General features: G+C 70.5%; 14 protein-coding genes and 2 rRNA genes (1 of these 16 cut by a window edge). 3 read left to right on the top strand and 13 right to left on the bottom strand.

What is annotated here, in order from left to right; genetic code table 11:
- Positions 1 to 11: 11 nt before the first annotated feature.
- Positions 12 to 905 (bottom strand): sulfurtransferase, encoded by an 894-nt coding sequence (locus OG953_RS33220; RefSeq protein ID WP_405688927.1) that lies wholly within the window; start codon positions 903 to 905, stop codon positions 12 to 14.
- 267 nt (positions 906 to 1,172) lie between these two features.
- Between OG953_RS33220 and OG953_RS33215 the strand changes: the two genes are divergently transcribed.
- Positions 1,173 to 2,798, top strand: coding sequence for a PucR family transcriptional regulator (locus OG953_RS33215; RefSeq protein ID WP_405688925.1), 1,626 nt, complete (start codon positions 1,173 to 1,175; stop codon positions 2,796 to 2,798).
- 27 nt (positions 2,799 to 2,825) lie between these two features.
- On the opposite strand, the gene OG953_RS33210 is transcribed toward OG953_RS33215, so the two are convergent.
- From OG953_RS33210 to OG953_RS33185, 6 genes are all read right to left on the bottom strand, one after another.
- Positions 2,826 to 3,923, bottom strand: coding sequence for a glycosyltransferase family 4 protein (locus tag OG953_RS33210; protein WP_405688924.1), 1,098 nt, complete (start codon positions 3,921 to 3,923; stop codon positions 2,826 to 2,828).
- Positions 3,924 to 4,101: 178 nt separating this feature from the next.
- Positions 4,102 to 4,863: a hypothetical protein gene (locus tag OG953_RS33205; protein ID WP_405688923.1), complete on the bottom strand. Its 762-nt coding sequence runs from the start codon at positions 4,861 to 4,863 to the stop codon at positions 4,102 to 4,104.
- Between the two features lie 135 nt (positions 4,864 to 4,998).
- Positions 4,999 to 6,744 (bottom strand): DNA repair protein RecN, encoded by a 1,746-nt coding sequence (gene recN / locus OG953_RS33200; RefSeq protein ID WP_405688922.1) that lies wholly within the window; start codon positions 6,742 to 6,744, stop codon positions 4,999 to 5,001.
- A gap of 108 nt (positions 6,745 to 6,852) precedes the next feature.
- Positions 6,853 to 7,758 (bottom strand): NAD kinase, encoded by a 906-nt coding sequence (locus OG953_RS33195; protein WP_383977202.1) that lies wholly within the window; start codon positions 7,756 to 7,758, stop codon positions 6,853 to 6,855.
- The gene (locus tag OG953_RS33190) at positions 7,755 to 8,570 is read right to left on the bottom strand and encodes a TlyA family RNA methyltransferase (protein ID WP_405688921.1); all 816 of its coding nucleotides are present in this window, start codon (positions 8,568 to 8,570) and stop codon (positions 7,755 to 7,757) included. The genes OG953_RS33195 and OG953_RS33190 overlap by 4 nt, the downstream gene beginning before the upstream one ends.
- A gap of 7 nt (positions 8,571 to 8,577) precedes the next feature.
- Positions 8,578 to 8,928: a hypothetical protein gene (locus OG953_RS33185; protein ID WP_405688920.1), complete on the bottom strand. Its 351-nt coding sequence runs from the start codon at positions 8,926 to 8,928 to the stop codon at positions 8,578 to 8,580.
- A 43-nt stretch (positions 8,929 to 8,971) separates the two neighbouring features.
- Here OG953_RS33185 and OG953_RS33180 point away from each other — a divergent pair, with 43 nt between their 5' ends.
- Positions 8,972 to 9,319, top strand: a complete 348-nt coding sequence (locus OG953_RS33180) for an SCP2 sterol-binding domain-containing protein (protein WP_405688919.1) — start codon at positions 8,972 to 8,974, stop codon at positions 9,317 to 9,319.
- A 59-nt stretch (positions 9,320 to 9,378) separates the two neighbouring features.
- On the opposite strand, the gene OG953_RS33175 is transcribed toward OG953_RS33180, so the two are convergent.
- Positions 9,379 to 10,221 (bottom strand): ABC transporter ATP-binding protein, encoded by an 843-nt coding sequence (locus tag OG953_RS33175; protein ID WP_405688918.1) that lies wholly within the window; start codon positions 10,219 to 10,221, stop codon positions 9,379 to 9,381.
- 176 nt (positions 10,222 to 10,397) lie between these two features.
- The gene (locus tag OG953_RS33170; protein ID WP_405688917.1) at positions 10,398 to 11,423 is read right to left on the bottom strand and encodes an HAD hydrolase-like protein; all 1,026 of its coding nucleotides are present in this window, start codon (positions 11,421 to 11,423) and stop codon (positions 10,398 to 10,400) included.
- Positions 11,424 to 11,494: 71 nt separating this feature from the next.
- Here OG953_RS33170 and OG953_RS33165 point away from each other — a divergent pair, with 71 nt between their 5' ends.
- Positions 11,495 to 12,772: a DUF1015 family protein gene (locus OG953_RS33165; protein WP_405688916.1), complete on the top strand. Its 1,278-nt coding sequence runs from the start codon at positions 11,495 to 11,497 to the stop codon at positions 12,770 to 12,772.
- Positions 12,773 to 12,830: 58 nt separating this feature from the next.
- Here the strand turns inward: OG953_RS33165 and OG953_RS33160 are convergent, their stop codons facing one another.
- The 4 genes from OG953_RS33160 to OG953_RS33145 form a co-directional block, all read right to left on the bottom strand.
- Entirely contained in the window at positions 12,831 to 13,565 is a 735-nt protein-coding gene (locus tag OG953_RS33160; RefSeq protein ID WP_405688914.1) for a tetratricopeptide repeat protein, read from the bottom strand.
- Positions 13,565 to 14,800, bottom strand: coding sequence for a hypothetical protein (locus tag OG953_RS33155; RefSeq protein ID WP_405688913.1), 1,236 nt, complete (start codon positions 14,798 to 14,800; stop codon positions 13,565 to 13,567). The genes OG953_RS33160 and OG953_RS33155 overlap by 1 nt, the downstream gene beginning before the upstream one ends.
- A 266-nt stretch (positions 14,801 to 15,066) precedes the next feature.
- A 5S ribosomal RNA gene (gene rrf, locus OG953_RS33150) occupies positions 15,067 to 15,183 on the bottom strand.
- A 108-nt stretch (positions 15,184 to 15,291) separates the two neighbouring features.
- A 23S ribosomal RNA gene (locus OG953_RS33145) occupies positions 15,292 to 16,785 on the bottom strand; it runs 1,631 nt beyond the window's last position.

Below are 16,785 nucleotides of genomic sequence, written 5' to 3'. Positions count from 1 at the left end.
GGCGAGCGGCATCATTGCAGCGGCCCCCCGCTCTCCGCTCCGGTCACGACGGGCAGCCCCGAAGGCAGCCCCCACTCGCTCCAGGACCCGTCGTACACGGCCAGCTCGCGGTACCCCGCCAGCTCGGCCCCCAGCGTCAGCACGCAGGCGGTGACGCCCGATCCGCAGCTGAAGAACAGCCGCTCCCGCTCCCCGGCGAGGGCTGCGAACGCGGCGCGCAGCTCCTCCGCCGGGCGCATCCGGCCGTCGCGCTGGATCTCACCGAAGGGCAGATTGACCGCCCCCGGCATATGGCCCGCGCGCAGCCCCGGTCGTGGCTCGGCGACCGCGCCGGAGAACCGCTCCCTGGAGCGGGCATCGAAGACGGCCGCGGCGGGGTCGGCCAGGGCCGCCACCACCTCGTCGCTGCCGACGACCAGCCCCACGCGCGGCCGAGCTGTGAAGTCGCCGCGCGCCACGGCAGGCGCGGGCCCGGCGTTCTCCAGCGGCAGCCCGGCGTCGGTCCAGGCGGGCAGGCCACCGTCGAGCACCGCGGCCCGGTCGAAGCCCATCGCTCGCAGCATCCACCAGGCACGCGCGCTGGAGTAGATGCCCGCAGCGTCGTAGACGACGACGGTGTCGGTGTCGTCCACGCCGAGGGAGCGCAGCTCCTCGGTGAATCTGTCGGCGTCGGGCAGCGTGTGGGGCAGTGGTCCGGAGTGGTCGGACAGTGCCCCGTCGATATCGAAGAGCCGCGCTCCCGGAATCCGCTGCTCGGAGCCCCGGTGCGCGCCCACCGAGGCATCGAGGACCACCGGCCCGCGCTCGCCCAGCCGCGCCGCGAGCCAGTCGGCCCTGACCAGCGGGCCGGGAAGTGGGCCCGCAAGGCCTTCCCGGCCTGAGTACGCCGATATGTCGTCGCCCACGCGTCTGCTCCAGGTCCGGTCCGGGTATGAGGGCCACTCGGCCCGAACCGTGCGGCGGTCACAAGATCGCAGCGGCCCTCGGCCCGTGTCAACAGCGGTTCCATGCCCCCGGGCATGCCGAAAGTGGCTGATCGATGCCGCTGCCCCCCCCGGTCGGCGGACTCCCCCGACGGCTCCCCGACGACGCCTCCGGCGCCCGGGGCCGGTACCTTCCTGAATCAGGGCGACTGCCCACCCGACCCGAGTGGAAACGCGAGGCCTGAGTCAGTGGAGACCCAAGGCGGAATCACCGTGCAGCGAGCCCTTGAGCTGCCGGGGCTGCGCAGCGGGCTCCCGGAGGTGGTGGCCGCCGCGGACCGGCTGAACCGTACGGTGCGCTGGGTGCACGCGGGCGAGGTCCCGAACATCGCTTCGCTACTCAAGGGCGGTGAGCTGCTGCTCACCACCGGTCTGGGGCTCGGCACCCGCCCCGCCGAGCAGCGCGCCTTCGTCCGCAGGCTCGCCGACCGCCAGATCGCCGCCCTGGTGGTGGAGCTCGGACCGCGCTTCAGCAGGCTGCCCGCATCGATCGTGGACGCCGCGCGCGCGGCCGGTCTGCCGCTGGTGCAGCTGCACCGCGAGGTGCCGTTCGTGACGGTGACCGAGGAGATCCACACCGAGATCGTCAACGGTCACTACGCGCTGCTGCGGCAGGCCGAGGACGTGCACCGGCGGTGTACGGAGGCGCTGCTCGGCGGCGGCGGGGTGCCCCAGGTGCTCGGCATCCTGGCGGACTTCACGGCCAACCCGGTCTTCCTGGAGACGGCGGACGGCCAGCTACTGTACGCGGCGGGCCCCGGGTCCGGCCCGGTGTCCGCCGATCCGCTCCAGGTGTGGGACGGGATGCGCGGCGACCGGGCGGCCCGTGAGACACCGCCCACCGGTTCGGTGCTGGTGGATGTGCCGGGCGGCGGCCCTGGAACCGGTTCGGTACGGGCCAGGCTGGTGCTGCTGGCCGTGGCCGGCCCGCTGGTGACAGTGCACCGGATGGCGGCGGAGCGGGCGGCCGGCATCCTCGCCGTCGTGTTGATGCAGGCCCGCCAGGAGGAGGAGCTCGCCGCGCGCGGCCGGGGCGACTTCCTGACGGATCTCGCCGAGGGCCGGATCACTCCGGAGGACGCGCCGGCGCAAGCCCGCGTACTGGGCTTCAAACCGGGTGAGATGCCACTGCTGCCGGTGGTCATGCGGCTGGCACCCGAGCTGTCCGTGTCGGGGAACTGGGCACTGCTGGCGCGGGCGGTGCTGGAGGAGCTCTCATCGGTGGGTGTGCCGGTGCTGCTCGGTGTGCGGCCCGTGGAAGGCCGGGTTCCGGTGCTCCTGGGGCTGCGGTCCGAGACGGAGCGCACGGCGGTCGCGGACCGGGTCGCGGCGGCGCTGCGGGCGGGTGTGGAGCGGGCCGGTCTGGAGCGTGCAGGATCGTATCCGCCGGTCGTGGTGGTGGGCGTGGCGGGCGGCTGGGCGGCGGCCGGTGCGGGGCTGCGGCACGCCGCGGAGACGGCGACGGCCGCGCACGGTCTCAGCGACCGGCCCTGGTACGACGCCCGGCGTCTGGACATCGATCTGCTGCTGTGGCGGCTGCGGGACCATCCGGATCTGGCGGCGTTCGTGGACCGTGCGATCGGTCCGCTGCGCGATCACGACCGCACCTCTCGCCCTCCGCTGCTGCCGACGCTGGAGACGTATCTGGCCCACGCGGGCCGCAAGGCGGAGACGGCACGCGAACTGCATCTGAACCGTCAGACGCTGTACAACCGGCTGGCCCGCATCGGCGAACTGCTCGGCACCGACCTGGACGACCCCCAGGCGGTCCTGGCGCTGAGCCTGGCCCTCCGGGCCCGCCGCCACACCTCGTAGCTCCGGACTCGTCCGACGAGCAGCCGATCACCTCGTCCGCGCCACCGCCAACGGCTTCGTCAACTCGTCATAGATGCTGAGAACTTGAGCGATCGTGTCGTCCTCCGTCGGCCAACTCGCGGCCTGCACAAGCCCCGCGGCCACCAGCTGCGCGCGCCGCTCCGGATCACCGAGCAGCCTGACCACTGCCCGCGCGAGCGCCTCCGCATTCCCGTACGGTACGAGCTCCGCTCCGTCCCCCACGAGTTCGGGCACCCCTCCGACCGCGGTGGCGACCAGCGGAACGCCGAGCCGCAGCGCCTCCTGGGCCAGCACCGAGCGGGCCTCCCACCGGCTGGACAGCACGACCAGATCGGCAGCGGCGAGAAGTTCTGCGATGTCGTCGCGGCTGCCGATGAGCCGGACGGGCAGTCCCTCGTTCCTGATCCGGCGCTGCAGAGCGGCCCGCTCCCGTCCCTCCCCCACGATGATCAGCAGCGGTACGGGGTCGAGTTCGCGCCATACCCGTGCGGCATCGAGCAGCATGTCGTACCCGTGATGCGGTACGAGACTCCCGTACGACACGATCAACGGCCGTTCCACCACACCGAGTTCGGCCCGCGCCTTGCCTTCGTGGACACCGGCGGGAACGCGCGGCACGGGGGCGGAGACCGGCGAGAGCCGGGCATCGCGCGCTCCTCGGTGCCGCGCCCGGTCGACCAGGTCCGATGTCGTACCGAGCACAACTGCCGCCGCACGGGCGGCTCTTCGCTCCATCAGATGAAGCAGCCGGCTGCGGGCTCCCTCGGCGTGGGCACGAGCGTGCCAGGTGACGACCAGCGGAATACAGCGGCCGCCGAGCGCAAGAGTGGCGCGTACGGCGGCGTGCAGACCGTGCGCGTGGACCACGTCCGCCGTCAGGCAGGCGGCACGAAGCGCGGCAACGGCGGCGGGATCACTGCGCCGCGGTACGGGGGCGAACCGGGCACCCGCACCGGAGAAGCCGTAGGCGTGGTCCAGTTCGGCCGGGGCACAGACGGTGACGTGCACGCCTCTCGCCACCAGCCCTGCGGCCAGCGAGCTGACGTGGGCGCTGCTGCCCGCGCTGCCGCCGCCCAGGACTTGGACCGTACGCAGCTGTGACACGTTGAATGGCTCCCGGGGCTCCCGAGTGGGCGGTGATGGCACCGCCAAGGATGCCAGTCCGTACGCACGTTCCGGCACAGTCGAGCCGCTGTCCCGCTGCATACAACAGCAACCGGCCATGACGCACCACTCGCACGGGTGAGGAGGCGGCGTGATGTTGCCGCGTCCGTGGACCCTGTCAGCGGTCCGACAGCATGTGGGCGAGTCGGCTGATCCGGTCCCCGTACACCGTCGCCGCGACAAGCCCCGCCGCATGGGCGACGAGCCCGGCCCGGCCGCGGCCCGCGACGATGGCGACACCGAGTGCGGCGCCCAGGGCGTGGGCCCCCGTGTCCCCGATCATGGTGCGCTCACCCAGGTCGTCGGCGACAAGGGCTGCCGCGGCCCCCATGGGCGCGGCGGCGAGCGCGCCCGGCAGGCCCGGGGCCCCGAGGACGAGCACGGTGGCGGCGGCCACGGCGGGCCGTACATCCGCCAGATTGACGAGGTGCGCACTTCCGGCGATCACGACGCCGGCGAGAACCCGGTCGACGGGCCGCTCCTTGAGCAGCGCACCGGCCGCAAGCCCCGCGGCCCCGATTCCGAAGAGCTTCACCGCGCCACTGGTCACCTCGCCGTCCCGCAGCGCACCCAGGTGGGCACGGAACCCGCGGCGCGGATCGTCCGCACCGACGAGGTCGTCGTAGGCACCGCAGCCGCCGGCCGCGAGAACGGCGAGCACGGCGGCGCACCGGGTACGCGCAGGCAGTGGGAGAACGGCGGTGCCGGCTGCGGCGCCGAGAGCGACGGCCGGCCCCGCGTACAGATCGACGGTACGGCCCGCGTAGTTGGTTCGCTGCCAGCGCCTGCGCGGCCGGGCCCGGAGCGCTCCGTACGCACCCCTCGCGACGGCGGCGGCGACGGCACCGGACACTGCGGCTTTGCTGAACGTTGCTCCCATGCGGGCCAGGCTACGCAGCGGCCCGCCGGGACCGTCCGGCGGGCCGCTGCGTCCGCAAATCGCCGGGCGGACTCGATTGACAAGCCCGCCCGGAGACTGAGCACGAACACGCGCCCGGCGGCCGCGAAGCCCCCGCTACCCGTCGGCCCGCGCCGCGGCCAGCAGCTCCTCCGCATGGGCCCGGGCCGTCTGCGAGTCCTCCTGGCCCGCGAGCATCCGGGACAGCTCCCGTACCCGGTCCTCGCCCTCCAGGACCGTGACTCCGCTGCTGGTCACCGCCCCGTCGACCGTCTTCTCGACCAGCAACTGCCGGTCCGCGAAGGCCGCCACCTGCGGCAGGTGCGTGACGACGACGACCTGCGCGGACCTGGCGAGCTTCGCCAGCCGCCGCCCGACCTCGACGGCCGCCTTGCCACCGACGCCCGCGTCGACCTCGTCGAAGAGGTACGTGGGTACGGGATCGGAGCCGGCGAACACCACCTCGACGGCGAGCATCACCCGGGACAGCTCACCGCCCGACGCGCCCTTGGCGATCGGCCGCGGCTGGGCGCCGGGGTGCGGGGCCAGCAGAAGCTCGACCTCGTCGGCGCCGGACGGCCCGTAGACCACACTCCGCCCGCCGATCTCGATGCCGGATGCCTCGTCCGCCGCCTCGGTCTGCCGGATGTCGAAGGAGACCCGGGCGTGCGGCATGGCGAGGGATGCCAGCTCCGCGGTCACCGCCTCGGCGAAGCGCTCCGCCGCCCCCGTACGCGCATCGGTCAACGCCTGCCCGAGGCCCGAGAGTTCGGCGCGCAACGCATCGCGCTCCGCCGTCAGCTCGCCGATGCGGTCGTCGTCGCCCTCCAGCTCGGTGAGCCGGGCGGCCCCTTCCTCGGCCCAGGCGAGTACGGCGGTGATGTCCTCGCCGTACTTACGGGTGAGTCCGGTGAGCGCGGCCCGCCGCTCCTCCACCGCGGCGAGCCGCAGCGGATCGGCGTCCAGCTGGTCGGCGTACCCGGCCAGTTCGCCCGCCACATCGGCGAGCAGGATCGAGATCTCGCCGATCCGGTCGGCGAGCGCGGCCAGCGCCGGATCGTGGGCCCGTACGGCGTCCAGGGACCGTCCGGCGGCCGCGACCACGGTCGTCGCGTCGACGCCCTCCGGGTCCTCCGGGTTGCCCGCGAGCGCGGTGTGTGCGAGGGCCGCCGCGGAAGCGAGCGCTTCGGCATGGCCGAGCCGCTCGGCCTCGGCGGCCAGGTCGCCGTCCTCACCCGCGAGTGGTTCGACCGCGGCGATCTCGCCCAGCCCGAAGCGCAGCAGATCCGCTTCCTGGGCGCGTTCGCGGGCGCGCGTCGTCAGCTCGTCGAGCTCCGTGACGACGGCCCGCAGCCGCCGGTAGGCCGCCGCGTACTTGGCGTGCGGCACGGCGACACCGTCGCCCGCGTACCGGTCGAGGGCCTGCCGCTGCCGCGCGGGCTTGAGCAGCCCCTGCTGGTCGGTCTGGCCGTGCACGGCGACGAGTTCGTCGGCGAGTTCGGCGAGCACCCCCACCGGCACGGACCTGCCGCCGAGATGCGCCCGGGAGCGCCCCTCCGCGGAGACGGTACGGCTGATCAACAGCGCGCCGTCGTCGAATTCGGCCCCGGCCTCCTCGGCCCGCAGGGCCACGGCGTCGCCGTCGGACACCGTGATCCGCCCCTCGACGACCGCGGCCTTGGCCCCGATCCGTACCAGGGCAGGGTCGGCACGCCCACCGAGCAACAGCCCCAGGCTGGTGACGACCATGGTCTTGCCCGCGCCGGTCTCACCCGTCACCGCGGTGAAACCGGGTGACAGCTCGACCACCGCGTCGTCGATGACTCCGAGCGACCGTATCCGCATCTCCTCCAACACGGACATGACCTTACGAGGTCCGGGCCCCGATGTGCGACGGGCCCCGCCTGCCGGGGTTCACTCTCCCGTGTGCTCCTGGAGCATTCGCACCGCCACCGGGGGAATGTCCGCCGGTCAGTGCGGCGCGCCCCGCCACCCCGAGACGGGCAGTGCGAACTTCGCCACCAGCCGGTCCGTGAACGAGGCGTGGTGCAGCCGGGCGAGCCGCACGGGCACCGCGCCACGCCGCACCTCGACCCGCGCCCCCGCGGGCAGCTCCACGGTCCTGCGCCCGTCGCACCACAGCACTCCGTGCGGGGTGTGCTGCTGGACCTCGACGGCGAGCACCGAGGTCGGCGAGGTCACCAGTGGCTTGGCGAACAGTGCATGGGCGCTGATCGGCACCATCAACAGCGCCTCGACCTCGGGCCAGACGACGGGGCCGCCCGCCGAGAAGGCGTATGCGGTCGATCCGGTCGGGGTCGCGCAGACGATCCCGTCGCAGCCGAACCCGGTCACCGGCCGGCCGTCGATCTCCAGGACCACCTCCAGCATCCGCTCGGGCGACACCTTCTGCACGGCCGCTTCGTTGAGCGCCCAGTCGGTGTGGACGATGTCGCCGTTGCTGTGCACGACGACGTCGAGCGTCATCCGTTCCTCGACCTGGTACGCCCGGGTGACGACCCGGTCGACGACCTTGTCCAGGTCGTCCCGCTCGGCCTCGGCGAGGAAGCCGACCCGGCCGAGGTTGACGCCGAGCATCGGCACCCCTGAGGCGCGGGAGAGTTCGGCGCCGCGAAGCAGCGTGCCGTCCCCGCCGAGCACGATCAGCAGCTCACAGCCGTCCACGGCCTTGGGCGTGGTATCTGTGACAGTCTCGACGGACGGCGGCAGCGGGAGATCGGCCGCCTCGGTGGCCAGCACCCGTACGCCGAGGCCGCTGCGCAACAGTCCCTGTACGACCAGCTCGGCGCTGCGGATCGCGGCCGGGCGCCCGGTGTGTGCCAAAAGAAAGACAGTTCGTGCCGCATTCGTCGTCAACGAGGCCCCTCCGCCACTGCACGGTCGACATCTGCGGGATCCAGCTCAGGTGCTCCGGCCCGCAGCCACAGAAAGTACTCGACATTTCCCGAGGGCCCCGGCAGTGGACTCGCCGTCACCCCCTGCACTCCGAGGCCCAGCGCCCAGGCCCGGCGCGCCACCTCCCGTACCGCTTCGGCCCGCAGCTCGGGGCTGCGCACCACGCCGCCGCTGCCGAGCCGCTCCTTGCCGACCTCGAACTGCGGCTTGACCATGAGGACCAGGTCCGCCTCCGGGGCGGCGCAGCGCGCCAGAGCGGGCAGGACCAGCCCCAGCGGGATGAACGACAGATCGCCGACGACCAGGTCCACCGGCTTCCCGTCGATGGCTTCCAGCGTCAACTCCCGTACGTTGGTACGGTCCTTGACGGTGACGCGCTCATCGGACTGGAGCGACCAGGCGAGCTGCCCGTAGCCGACGTCGACGGCGACGACATGACCGGCGCCGGCCCGCAGCAGTACGTCGGTGAAGCCACCGGTCGACGCCCCGGCGTCCAGCGCCCGCCGCCCCTCGACCTTCAGCCCGAGGGGTACGAAGGCGGCGAGGGCGCCGGCGAGCTTGTGCCCGCCGCGCGAGACGTACTCGGGGTCGCTGTCGTCCTTGATCACGACGACAGCGGCGCTGGTCTCGACCTGGGTGGCGGGTTTGGTCGCGGTGTTTCCGCCGACGGTCACCCGCCCTGCGGCGATCAGCTGGCTCGCATGCTCGCGCGAGCGGGCGAGCTTACGGCGTACCAGCTCGGCGTCGAGGCGGCGACGTGCCACTCCTGCCACGTTCGGTTCAGCTCCTGTTGTTGTACGAGGGCATCGGTGCGGGTACCGGTGCGGGTGCGGGCCTGGCGTCCAGCGCGGTCAGCGCATCGCGCAGCCCACCGTGTACATCCTCGTACACCTCGATGTGTCCGTCCGCCGGGAGGTGGTCCGCATCGGCGAGACGCTCCAGCCGTGCGTCGACCTCGGCGTTGCCGGTGGGGGTGCGTACGAGGCCGAGGGGCGCGGGTGCGGCGGGCTCGACAGGGGTTGCGGCGGCCGGGGCCACGCCCTCTTCGGACGGTTCTTCCGCCACGGCCACGGGTGTCACTCCGGGCGCTGTTCCGGCTGCCGTCCCGGACTCCGGCATCGAGTCGCTCATGCGGGAAACGCTACCGTGAAGGGCTGCGGTACCGTCGGTCAAGATGGCGACCATGGCGGAGTGCCGCAGCGCACTCGACAAACTTTCCGACAACCTCGCGAGGGCCGACGGCGACGTGCGCAGCGCGGCTGCCCTCGACCGCTCGCTGAGCTGTCACATCAAGGACCTCGACGTCACCTTCACCGGCCGGCTGGCCAATGGCCGGATCCAGGTCCTGGACACGGTCGACGGCCCGCCCAGGGACAAGGCCGAGATCCGGCTCGCGATGACCGGCGATGACCTGGTGGCCATGGTGAACGGCGAAATGAACTTCGCCAGGGCATGGGGCGCGGGCCGGGTCCGCCTGGAGGCAGGCTTCCGCGACCTGCTGAGGCTCAGGTCGCTGCTGTAGCCGCGGGGCGGATCCGCTTTCCCGGCCGGTCCCGCCACTGGGGGCAGGCCCCCGTTCGGTCAGCCCCCTGCCGACACCCCGGCAGCCGCCTTGCCCTGCACGCCCACCGCGCCGCTCCGCGGCTTGCGCGCGGCCGGCACCACCAACGGCGTCCCGGTCTCCGGGTCGTCGATGACCTGGCAGCGCAGCCCGAAGACCCGCTCCACCAGCGCCGCGGTGACGACCTCGCCGGGTGTCCCCTCGGCGATCACCTCGCCTTCCCGCATCGCGATGAGGTGCGTGGCGTACCGCGCGGCGTGATTCAGATCGTGCAGGACGGCCACCAGGGTGCGCCCCTGTGTCTCGTGCAGCTCCGCGCAAAGATCGAGGACATCGATCTGGTGCTGGATGTCGAGGTACGTCGTCGGCTCGTCGAGCAGCAGCAGCGGCGTCTGCTGGGCGAGCGCCATGGCGATCCAGACACGCTGCCGCTGTCCGCCGGACAATTCATCGACATAGCGATCGGCAAGTGCGTCGACTCCGGTAGCAGCCATCGATTCCTCGACAATGCGTTCGTCGTCCGGCGACCACTGGCGCAACAGCCCCTGGTGCGGATATCGGCCGCGCCCGACGAGGTCGGCGACGGTGATGCCGTCCGGCGCGATGGAGGACTGCGGCAGCAGCCCAAGCGTCTTGGCGACCTTCTTGGCCGGCATTCCGTGGATCGTCTGCCCGTCCAGGAGTGCCCGCCCGCTGTTCGGCTTCAGCATCCGCGAGAGCGCGCGCAACAGGGTCGACTTGCCGCAGGCGTTGGGGCCGACGATCACCGTGAACGAGTTGTCGGGGATCTCGACCGAGAGATTCTCCGCGATGACCCGCTGGTCGTAGCCGAGGGTCACCGAGTCCGCGGTGAGGCGCTGCATGGTCGTACTCCCGGAGTCGAAGGTTATCGGGTGCCCGGGTCGTCCCTCGCCACGAGCGGAGGCCGGGGCCGAGCCCGGTCGCCCGGCGGGTCGGCCATCCGGACGGCGACACACCGAGCAGAACAAAGTTAGGTTAGCCTACCCTCCTCTTGACTCAAATTGCCGGGAGCCACCCTTCACAGCCCCAGCCTGGCGACCGCCTTCCCCGCGTCCAGCCCGCACGAGCCGTCTCCGGCGTACGACCACGCCGCCCCGCAGAGCGCCCGCAGCCCGTCGAGCACGTCCCCGTCCCCTTCGAGCACCAGGTCGCCACCGCGCACCGACGCCGTCCAGCCGCCGCAACCGAACCCATCGCCCGCCCGCACCACCTCGGGCTGCCCGGTCAGCAGCCCCCGCAGATCCGCGTCCACATACGTCGGCCGGTGCTTCGGCTCGGCGGCCACCAACTGCGCCGCGTCCGTCACCCCGGTGAGCACCAGCAGCGAGTCCACACCGCCGTTGAACGCGCCCTCGATGTCCGTGTCCAGCCGGTCCCCGACCACCAGCGGGCGCTCGGCCCCGGTCCGCAGCACCGTCTCCCGGTGCATCGGAGGCAACGGTTTCCCGGCGACCTGCGGCTCGGCCCCGGTCGCAATCCGTACGACCTCCACCGCCGCGCCGTTCCCCGGCCCGATCCCCCGGGCACTCGGAATCGTCAGATCCGTGTTGGACGCGAACCACGGCACCCCCCGCGCAATCGCGTACGCGGCCTCGGCGAACCGCCCCCACGTCATGTCGGGCCCGCCGTACCCCTGCGCCACCGCGACCGGCTCGTCGTCCGCCGATTCCACCGGCACCAGACCACGCTCCCGCAGCGCGACGCGCAGTCCCTCGCCGCCCACCACCAGCACCCGCGCCCCGGCCGGCAACTGATCGGCCATCAGCCTGGCCACCGCCTGCGCCGAGGTGATCACATCGGCGGGCTCGGTGGGAACCCCGAGTTCGGTCAGATGCTCGGCCACCGCGGCCGGGGTCCGCAGGGCATTGTTCGTCACATACGCCAGGTGCATCCCGCCGTCCCGCGCCGCTCCCAGCGACTCGACGGCGTGGACGACCGCATGACCGCCCGCGTACACCACCCCGTCGAGATCGAGCAGCGCCGTGTCGTACGCCTCGTTCAACGCAGTGCTGCTGCTCGGCCTGGTCCTGCTCGCCTGACTCATTCTTTGCGCTCCTCATTCCATACTTCTGTCCAGATCATCGCGCATCCCGGCCACACACATACGATGCAGAAATGAACACATCAGGTCCGGCCGGGCAGGGACTGCGTCTGATTCCGTTCCGTGGACTGCGATATGTCCCCGAGCGGGTCGGCAGTCTTGCCGCGGTGACCTCACCGCCGTACGACGTCGTCGTGCGCCCAGACGGGCTGCACCACCTGGAGTCGGCGGATCCGCACAACATCGTCCGGCTGATCCTGCCGCAGGCCGACACGGCCGCGGACCGCCACACGCAGGCCGCCGAGACCCTGAACCGCTGGCTGGCCGAGGGCATACTCGCTCCCGATCCCGAGCCCGCGCTGTACGTCTACGAGCAGAGCAATGCCGAGATCCTGCAACGCGGCATCGTCGGCGCGCTGGCGCTCTCCTCCCCCGCCGACGGCATCGTGCTGCCGCACGAGGACGTGATGGCCCATGTCGTCGAGGACCGGGCCAACCTGATGCGCACCACCGCGGCCCATCTCGAACCGCTGCTGCTCACCTACCGCAGCGAGGGCCACCCGACCGGCGCGACCGCCGTCATCGAACGGACCATCCACCGGCCGCCGCTCCTCTCCACCACCACCGAGGACGGCTACAGCCACCGGCTCTGGGCGGTCACTCACCCGGCCGACCGGGCGGAGATCGAGGCCGATCTCGCCCACCATCAGGCCTTGATCGCCGACGGCCACCACCGCTGGGCCACCTACCTCCGCCTCCAGCAGGAGCAGACAGCTCCCGGCCCCTGGGACTTCGGCCTGGTCCTCCTCGTCGACACGGCCCTCTACCCGCTCCGGGTCCGCGCCATCCACCGGCTGCTGCACCGCTTCCCGGTCGCCGACGCACTCGCCGCGCTCAACGGCCTCTTCCGCATCCGCGACATCGAGGGCCCGCTCCCCCGGGCCCTGGACGCACTCGCCGAGGCGGCCGCCGAAGGCAACGCATTCCTGCTCGCGGGCGACGGCGGCTTCCACCTCATCGACCGTCCCGACACCGGCCTGCTGTCCCGTACGATTCCGGCCGACCGTCCGACCGCCTGGCAGAACCTCGACGCGACGGTCCTGCACGCGGCTCTGCTCGACCACGTCTGGCAGATCCCCGACACCCCGGAGCACATCGCGTACATACACGACACCGCGGCCGTCGTCGAACAGGCCGAACGTCACAATGCCACGGCGGTCCTGATGCATCCGGTACGTGAGGAAGTCGTCCGGGATCTCGCCCGACAGGGCGTCACCATGCCCCGCAAGTCGACTTCCTTCGGCCCCAAGCCGGCCACCGGCCTGGTCCTGCGAAGCCTCGCCCTCGGCTGACCCCCGCAGCAACAAAAAAGGGCGGCACCCCTTCCGGAGTGCCGCCCTTCCTCATGCCTTACGACTCGGACGTACCGTCCCCGTCCTCGTCCTTGCCGTCGCTCTTGTCGTCATCCGCGGCGGCGGCCGGCGCCTGAGCGGCGTCGTCCTCGTCCTCGTCCTCGTCCTCGTCCTCACCGAGGGCATCGACGAACTCGACACCGTCCAGCTCGGCAAGCCGGTCCGAGGAATCGGTGGCGCCGTCCTTGTCGGCCTCCAGCGCCTTCCCGAACCACTCACGCGCCTCGTCCTCGCGCCCCGCCGCCAGCAGCGCGTCCGCGTACGCATAGCGCAGCCGCGGAGTCCACGGATGCACGGCGCTCGAGGCGAGCTCGGAGCTCTGCAGCGTGACGATGGCGGCATCGATCTGCCCCATGTCCCTACGGGCCCCGGCAGCCACCAGACGCATCTCGACCTGACCGGCCTTGTCCAGCTTCTGTACCTCGGGCTCGCCGGCCATGGCCATCGCCCGCTCGGGCCGCCCGAGTCCGCGCTCGCAGTCGGCCATGACGGGCCACAGCTCCACGGAACCGGTCATCCGCTTGGCCGCCCGGAACTCCGCCAGCGCCTCCGAGTACTTCTGCGTCGCGTACGCGGCGAACCCGGCCGCCTCACGCACGGCAGCAACCCGCGAGGCCAGTCGCAACGCGATCCGCGAGTACGCGTACGCCTGCTCAGGGTCCTCGTCGATCAGCCGGGCCACCATCACGAGATTCCTGGCCACATCCTCGGCCAGGGTCTTCGGCAGGCTCATCAGCTCCTGCCGCACGTCCTTGTCGATCTCGTCACCGGTGACGTCGTCAGGAATCGGAAGCCGCTTGATGGGCTCACGATCCCGGTCGTCACGCCGCTCGTACCCACCACGGTCGTCGCGACCGCGGTAACCACCCCGGCCACCGCGGTCGTCCCGCTGCCCGCGGTAACCCCCGCCCCGGCTGTCGTCCCGCCGGAAACCGCCGCCGGTGCCACCACCGCGGCTGTCGTCCCGCCGGAAACCGCCGCCGGTGCCACCACCGCGGCTGTCGTCCCGCCGGAAACCGCCGCCGGTGCCACCACCGCGGCTGTCGTCGCGCCGGTAACCGCCACCACGGCTGTCGTCGTCACGGCGGGGACCACGCGAACGGTCATCACGCCGCTCGAACCCACCCGCAGGACGCCCACCACGGTCGTCATCACGCCGCGGACCACGGTAGCCACCGCGGTCATCATCCCGACGCGGACCACGGTCACGATCACGATCACGGTCATCTCGCCGGAACCCACCACCGGCACCACCGCGACTGTCATCCCGCCGGAACCCACCCGGACGCTCATCCCGCCGATCATCTCGCCGGAAACCGCCGCCGGTGCCACCACCGCGGCTGTCGTCGCGCCGGTAACCGCCACCACGGCTGTCGTCGTCACGGCGGGGACCACGCGAACGGTCATCACGCCGCTCGAACCCACCCGCAGGACGCCCACCACGGTCGTCATCACGCCGCGGACCACGGTAGCCACCGCGGTCATCGTCCCGACGCGGACCACGGTCACGATCACGGTCATCGCGCCGGAACCCACCACCGGCACCACCGCGACTGTCATCCCGCCGGAACCCACCCGGACGCTCATCCCGCCGGAAACCGCCGCCGGTGCCACCACCGCGGCTGTCGTCGCGCCGGTAACCGCCACCACGGCTGTCATCGTCACGGCGGGGACCACGCGAACGGTCATCACGCCGCTCGAACCCACCCGCAGGACGCCCACCACGGTCGTCATCACGCCGCGGACCACGGTAGCCACCGCGGTCATCATCCCGACGCGGACCACGGTCACGATCACGGTCATCGCGCCGGAACCCACCACCGGCACCACCGTGACTGTCATCCCGCCGGAACCCACCGCCGGAACCACCACCGCGGCTGTCGTCGCGACGCGGCGCACGATCCCGGTCGCGGTCATCGCGGCGGAAACCGCCGCCGCCGCTTCCACCGGTGGGCCGGCTGTCGTCACGCCGGTAGCCACCACGGTCGTTGTCCCGGCGCGGTCCGCCGGATCGGTCGTCGCGACGGCCGCTGAAGCCGCCTCGGTCACCACCGTCCCGGCGACGCGGCTCGCGCTCCGAACGATCGTCGGGAGAGTTGGGGGACATCGGTGTGACTCCTGTCATCGGGTACTACAAGACATTCTCGCGCAGCCGGACACCCGACGCGCTTCGACAAAACAAAAGGACCCTTGGTCCCAGCGTGAACGCTGGGACCAAGGGTCCTTGAAAGATTGTTCGGCGGCGTCCTACTCTCCCACAGGGTCCCCCCTGCAGTACCATCGGCGCTGAAAGGCTTAGCTTCCGGGTTCGGAATGTAACCGGGCGTTTCCCTAACGCAATGACCACCGAAACCCTATCGGGTTCTAGCGAACAAGCACACTTTTCAATTAAGCAGTGAAGCTGTTCAACCGGTGCGACTGTTCGCAACCCGGGAACAACACAGTGGACGCGAGCAACTGAGGACAAGCCCTCGGCCTATTAGTACCAGTCAGCTCCACCCGTTACCGGGCTTCCACATCTGGCCTATCAACCCAGTCGTCTACTGGGAGCCTTAACCAATCAAGTTGGTGGGAATACTCATCTCGAAGCAGGCTTCCCGCTTAGATGCTTTCAGCGGTTATCCTTTCCGAACGTAGCCAACCAGCCATGCCCTTGGCAGAACAACTGGCACACCAGAGGTTCGTCCGTCCCGGTCCTCTCGTACTAGGGACAGCCCTTCTCAATATTCCTACGCGCACAGCGGATAGGGACCGAACTGTCTCACGACGTTCTAAACCCAGCTCGCGTACCGCTTTAATGGGCGAACAGCCCAACCCTTGGGACCGACTCCAGCCCCAGGATGCGACGAGCCGACATCGAGGTGCCAAACCATCCCGTCGATATGGACTCTTGGGGAAGATCAGCCTGTTATCCCCGGGGTACCTTTTATCCGTTGAGCGACAGCGCTTCCACAAGCCACTGCCGGATCACTAGTCCCGACTTTCGTCCCTGCTCGACCCGTCGGTCTCACAGTCAAGCTCCCTTGTGCACTTACACTCAACACCTGATTGCCAACCAGGCTGAGGGAACCTTTGGGCGCCTCCGTTACTCTTTAGGAGGCAACCGCCCCAGTTAAACTACCCATCAGACACTGTCCCTGATCCGGATCACGGACCCAGGTTAGACATCCAGCACGACCAGAGTGGTATTTCAACGACGACTCCACAACCACTGGCGTGGCTGCTTCAAAGTCTCCCACCTATCCTACACAAGCCGAACCGAACACCAATATCAAACTGTAGTAAAGGTCCCGGGGTCTTTCCGTCCTGCTGCGCGAAACGAGCATCTTTACTCGTAGTGCAATTTCACCGGGCCTATGGTTGAGACAGTCGAGAAGTCGTTACGCCATTCGTGCAGGTCGGAACTTACCCGACAAGGAATTTCGCTACCTTAGGATGGTTATAGTTACCACCGCCGTTTACTGGCGCTTAAGTTCTCAGCTTCGCCGACCCGAAAGTCAGCTAACCGGTCCCCTTAACGTTCCAGCACCGGGCAGGCGTCAGTCCGTATACATCGCCTTACGGCTTCGCACGGACCTGTGTTTTTAGTAAACAGTCGCTTCTCGCTGGTCTCTGCGGCCACCCCCAGCTCATGGAGTAAATCCAATCACCAGTGATGGCCCCCCTTCTCCCGAAGTTACGGGGGCATTTTGCCGAGTTCCTTAACCATAGTTCACCCGAACGCCTCGGTATTCTCTACCTGACCACCTGAGTCGGTTTAGGGTACGGGCCGCCATGAAACTCGCTAGAGGCTTTTCTCGACAGCATAGGATCATCCACTTCACCACAATCGGCTCGGCATCAGGTCTCAGCCTTAACGTGTGACGGATTTACCTACCACACGGCCTACACCCTTACCCCGGGACAACCACCGCCCGGGCTGGACTACCTTCCTGCGTCACCCCATCGCTTAC

It is taken from the genome of Streptomyces sp. NBC_00057 (genome assembly GCF_045041165.1).
Classification (GTDB): domain Bacteria; phylum Actinomycetota; class Actinomycetes; order Streptomycetales; family Streptomycetaceae; genus Streptomyces.
This window is presented reverse-complemented; position numbering and strand designations above follow the sequence as displayed.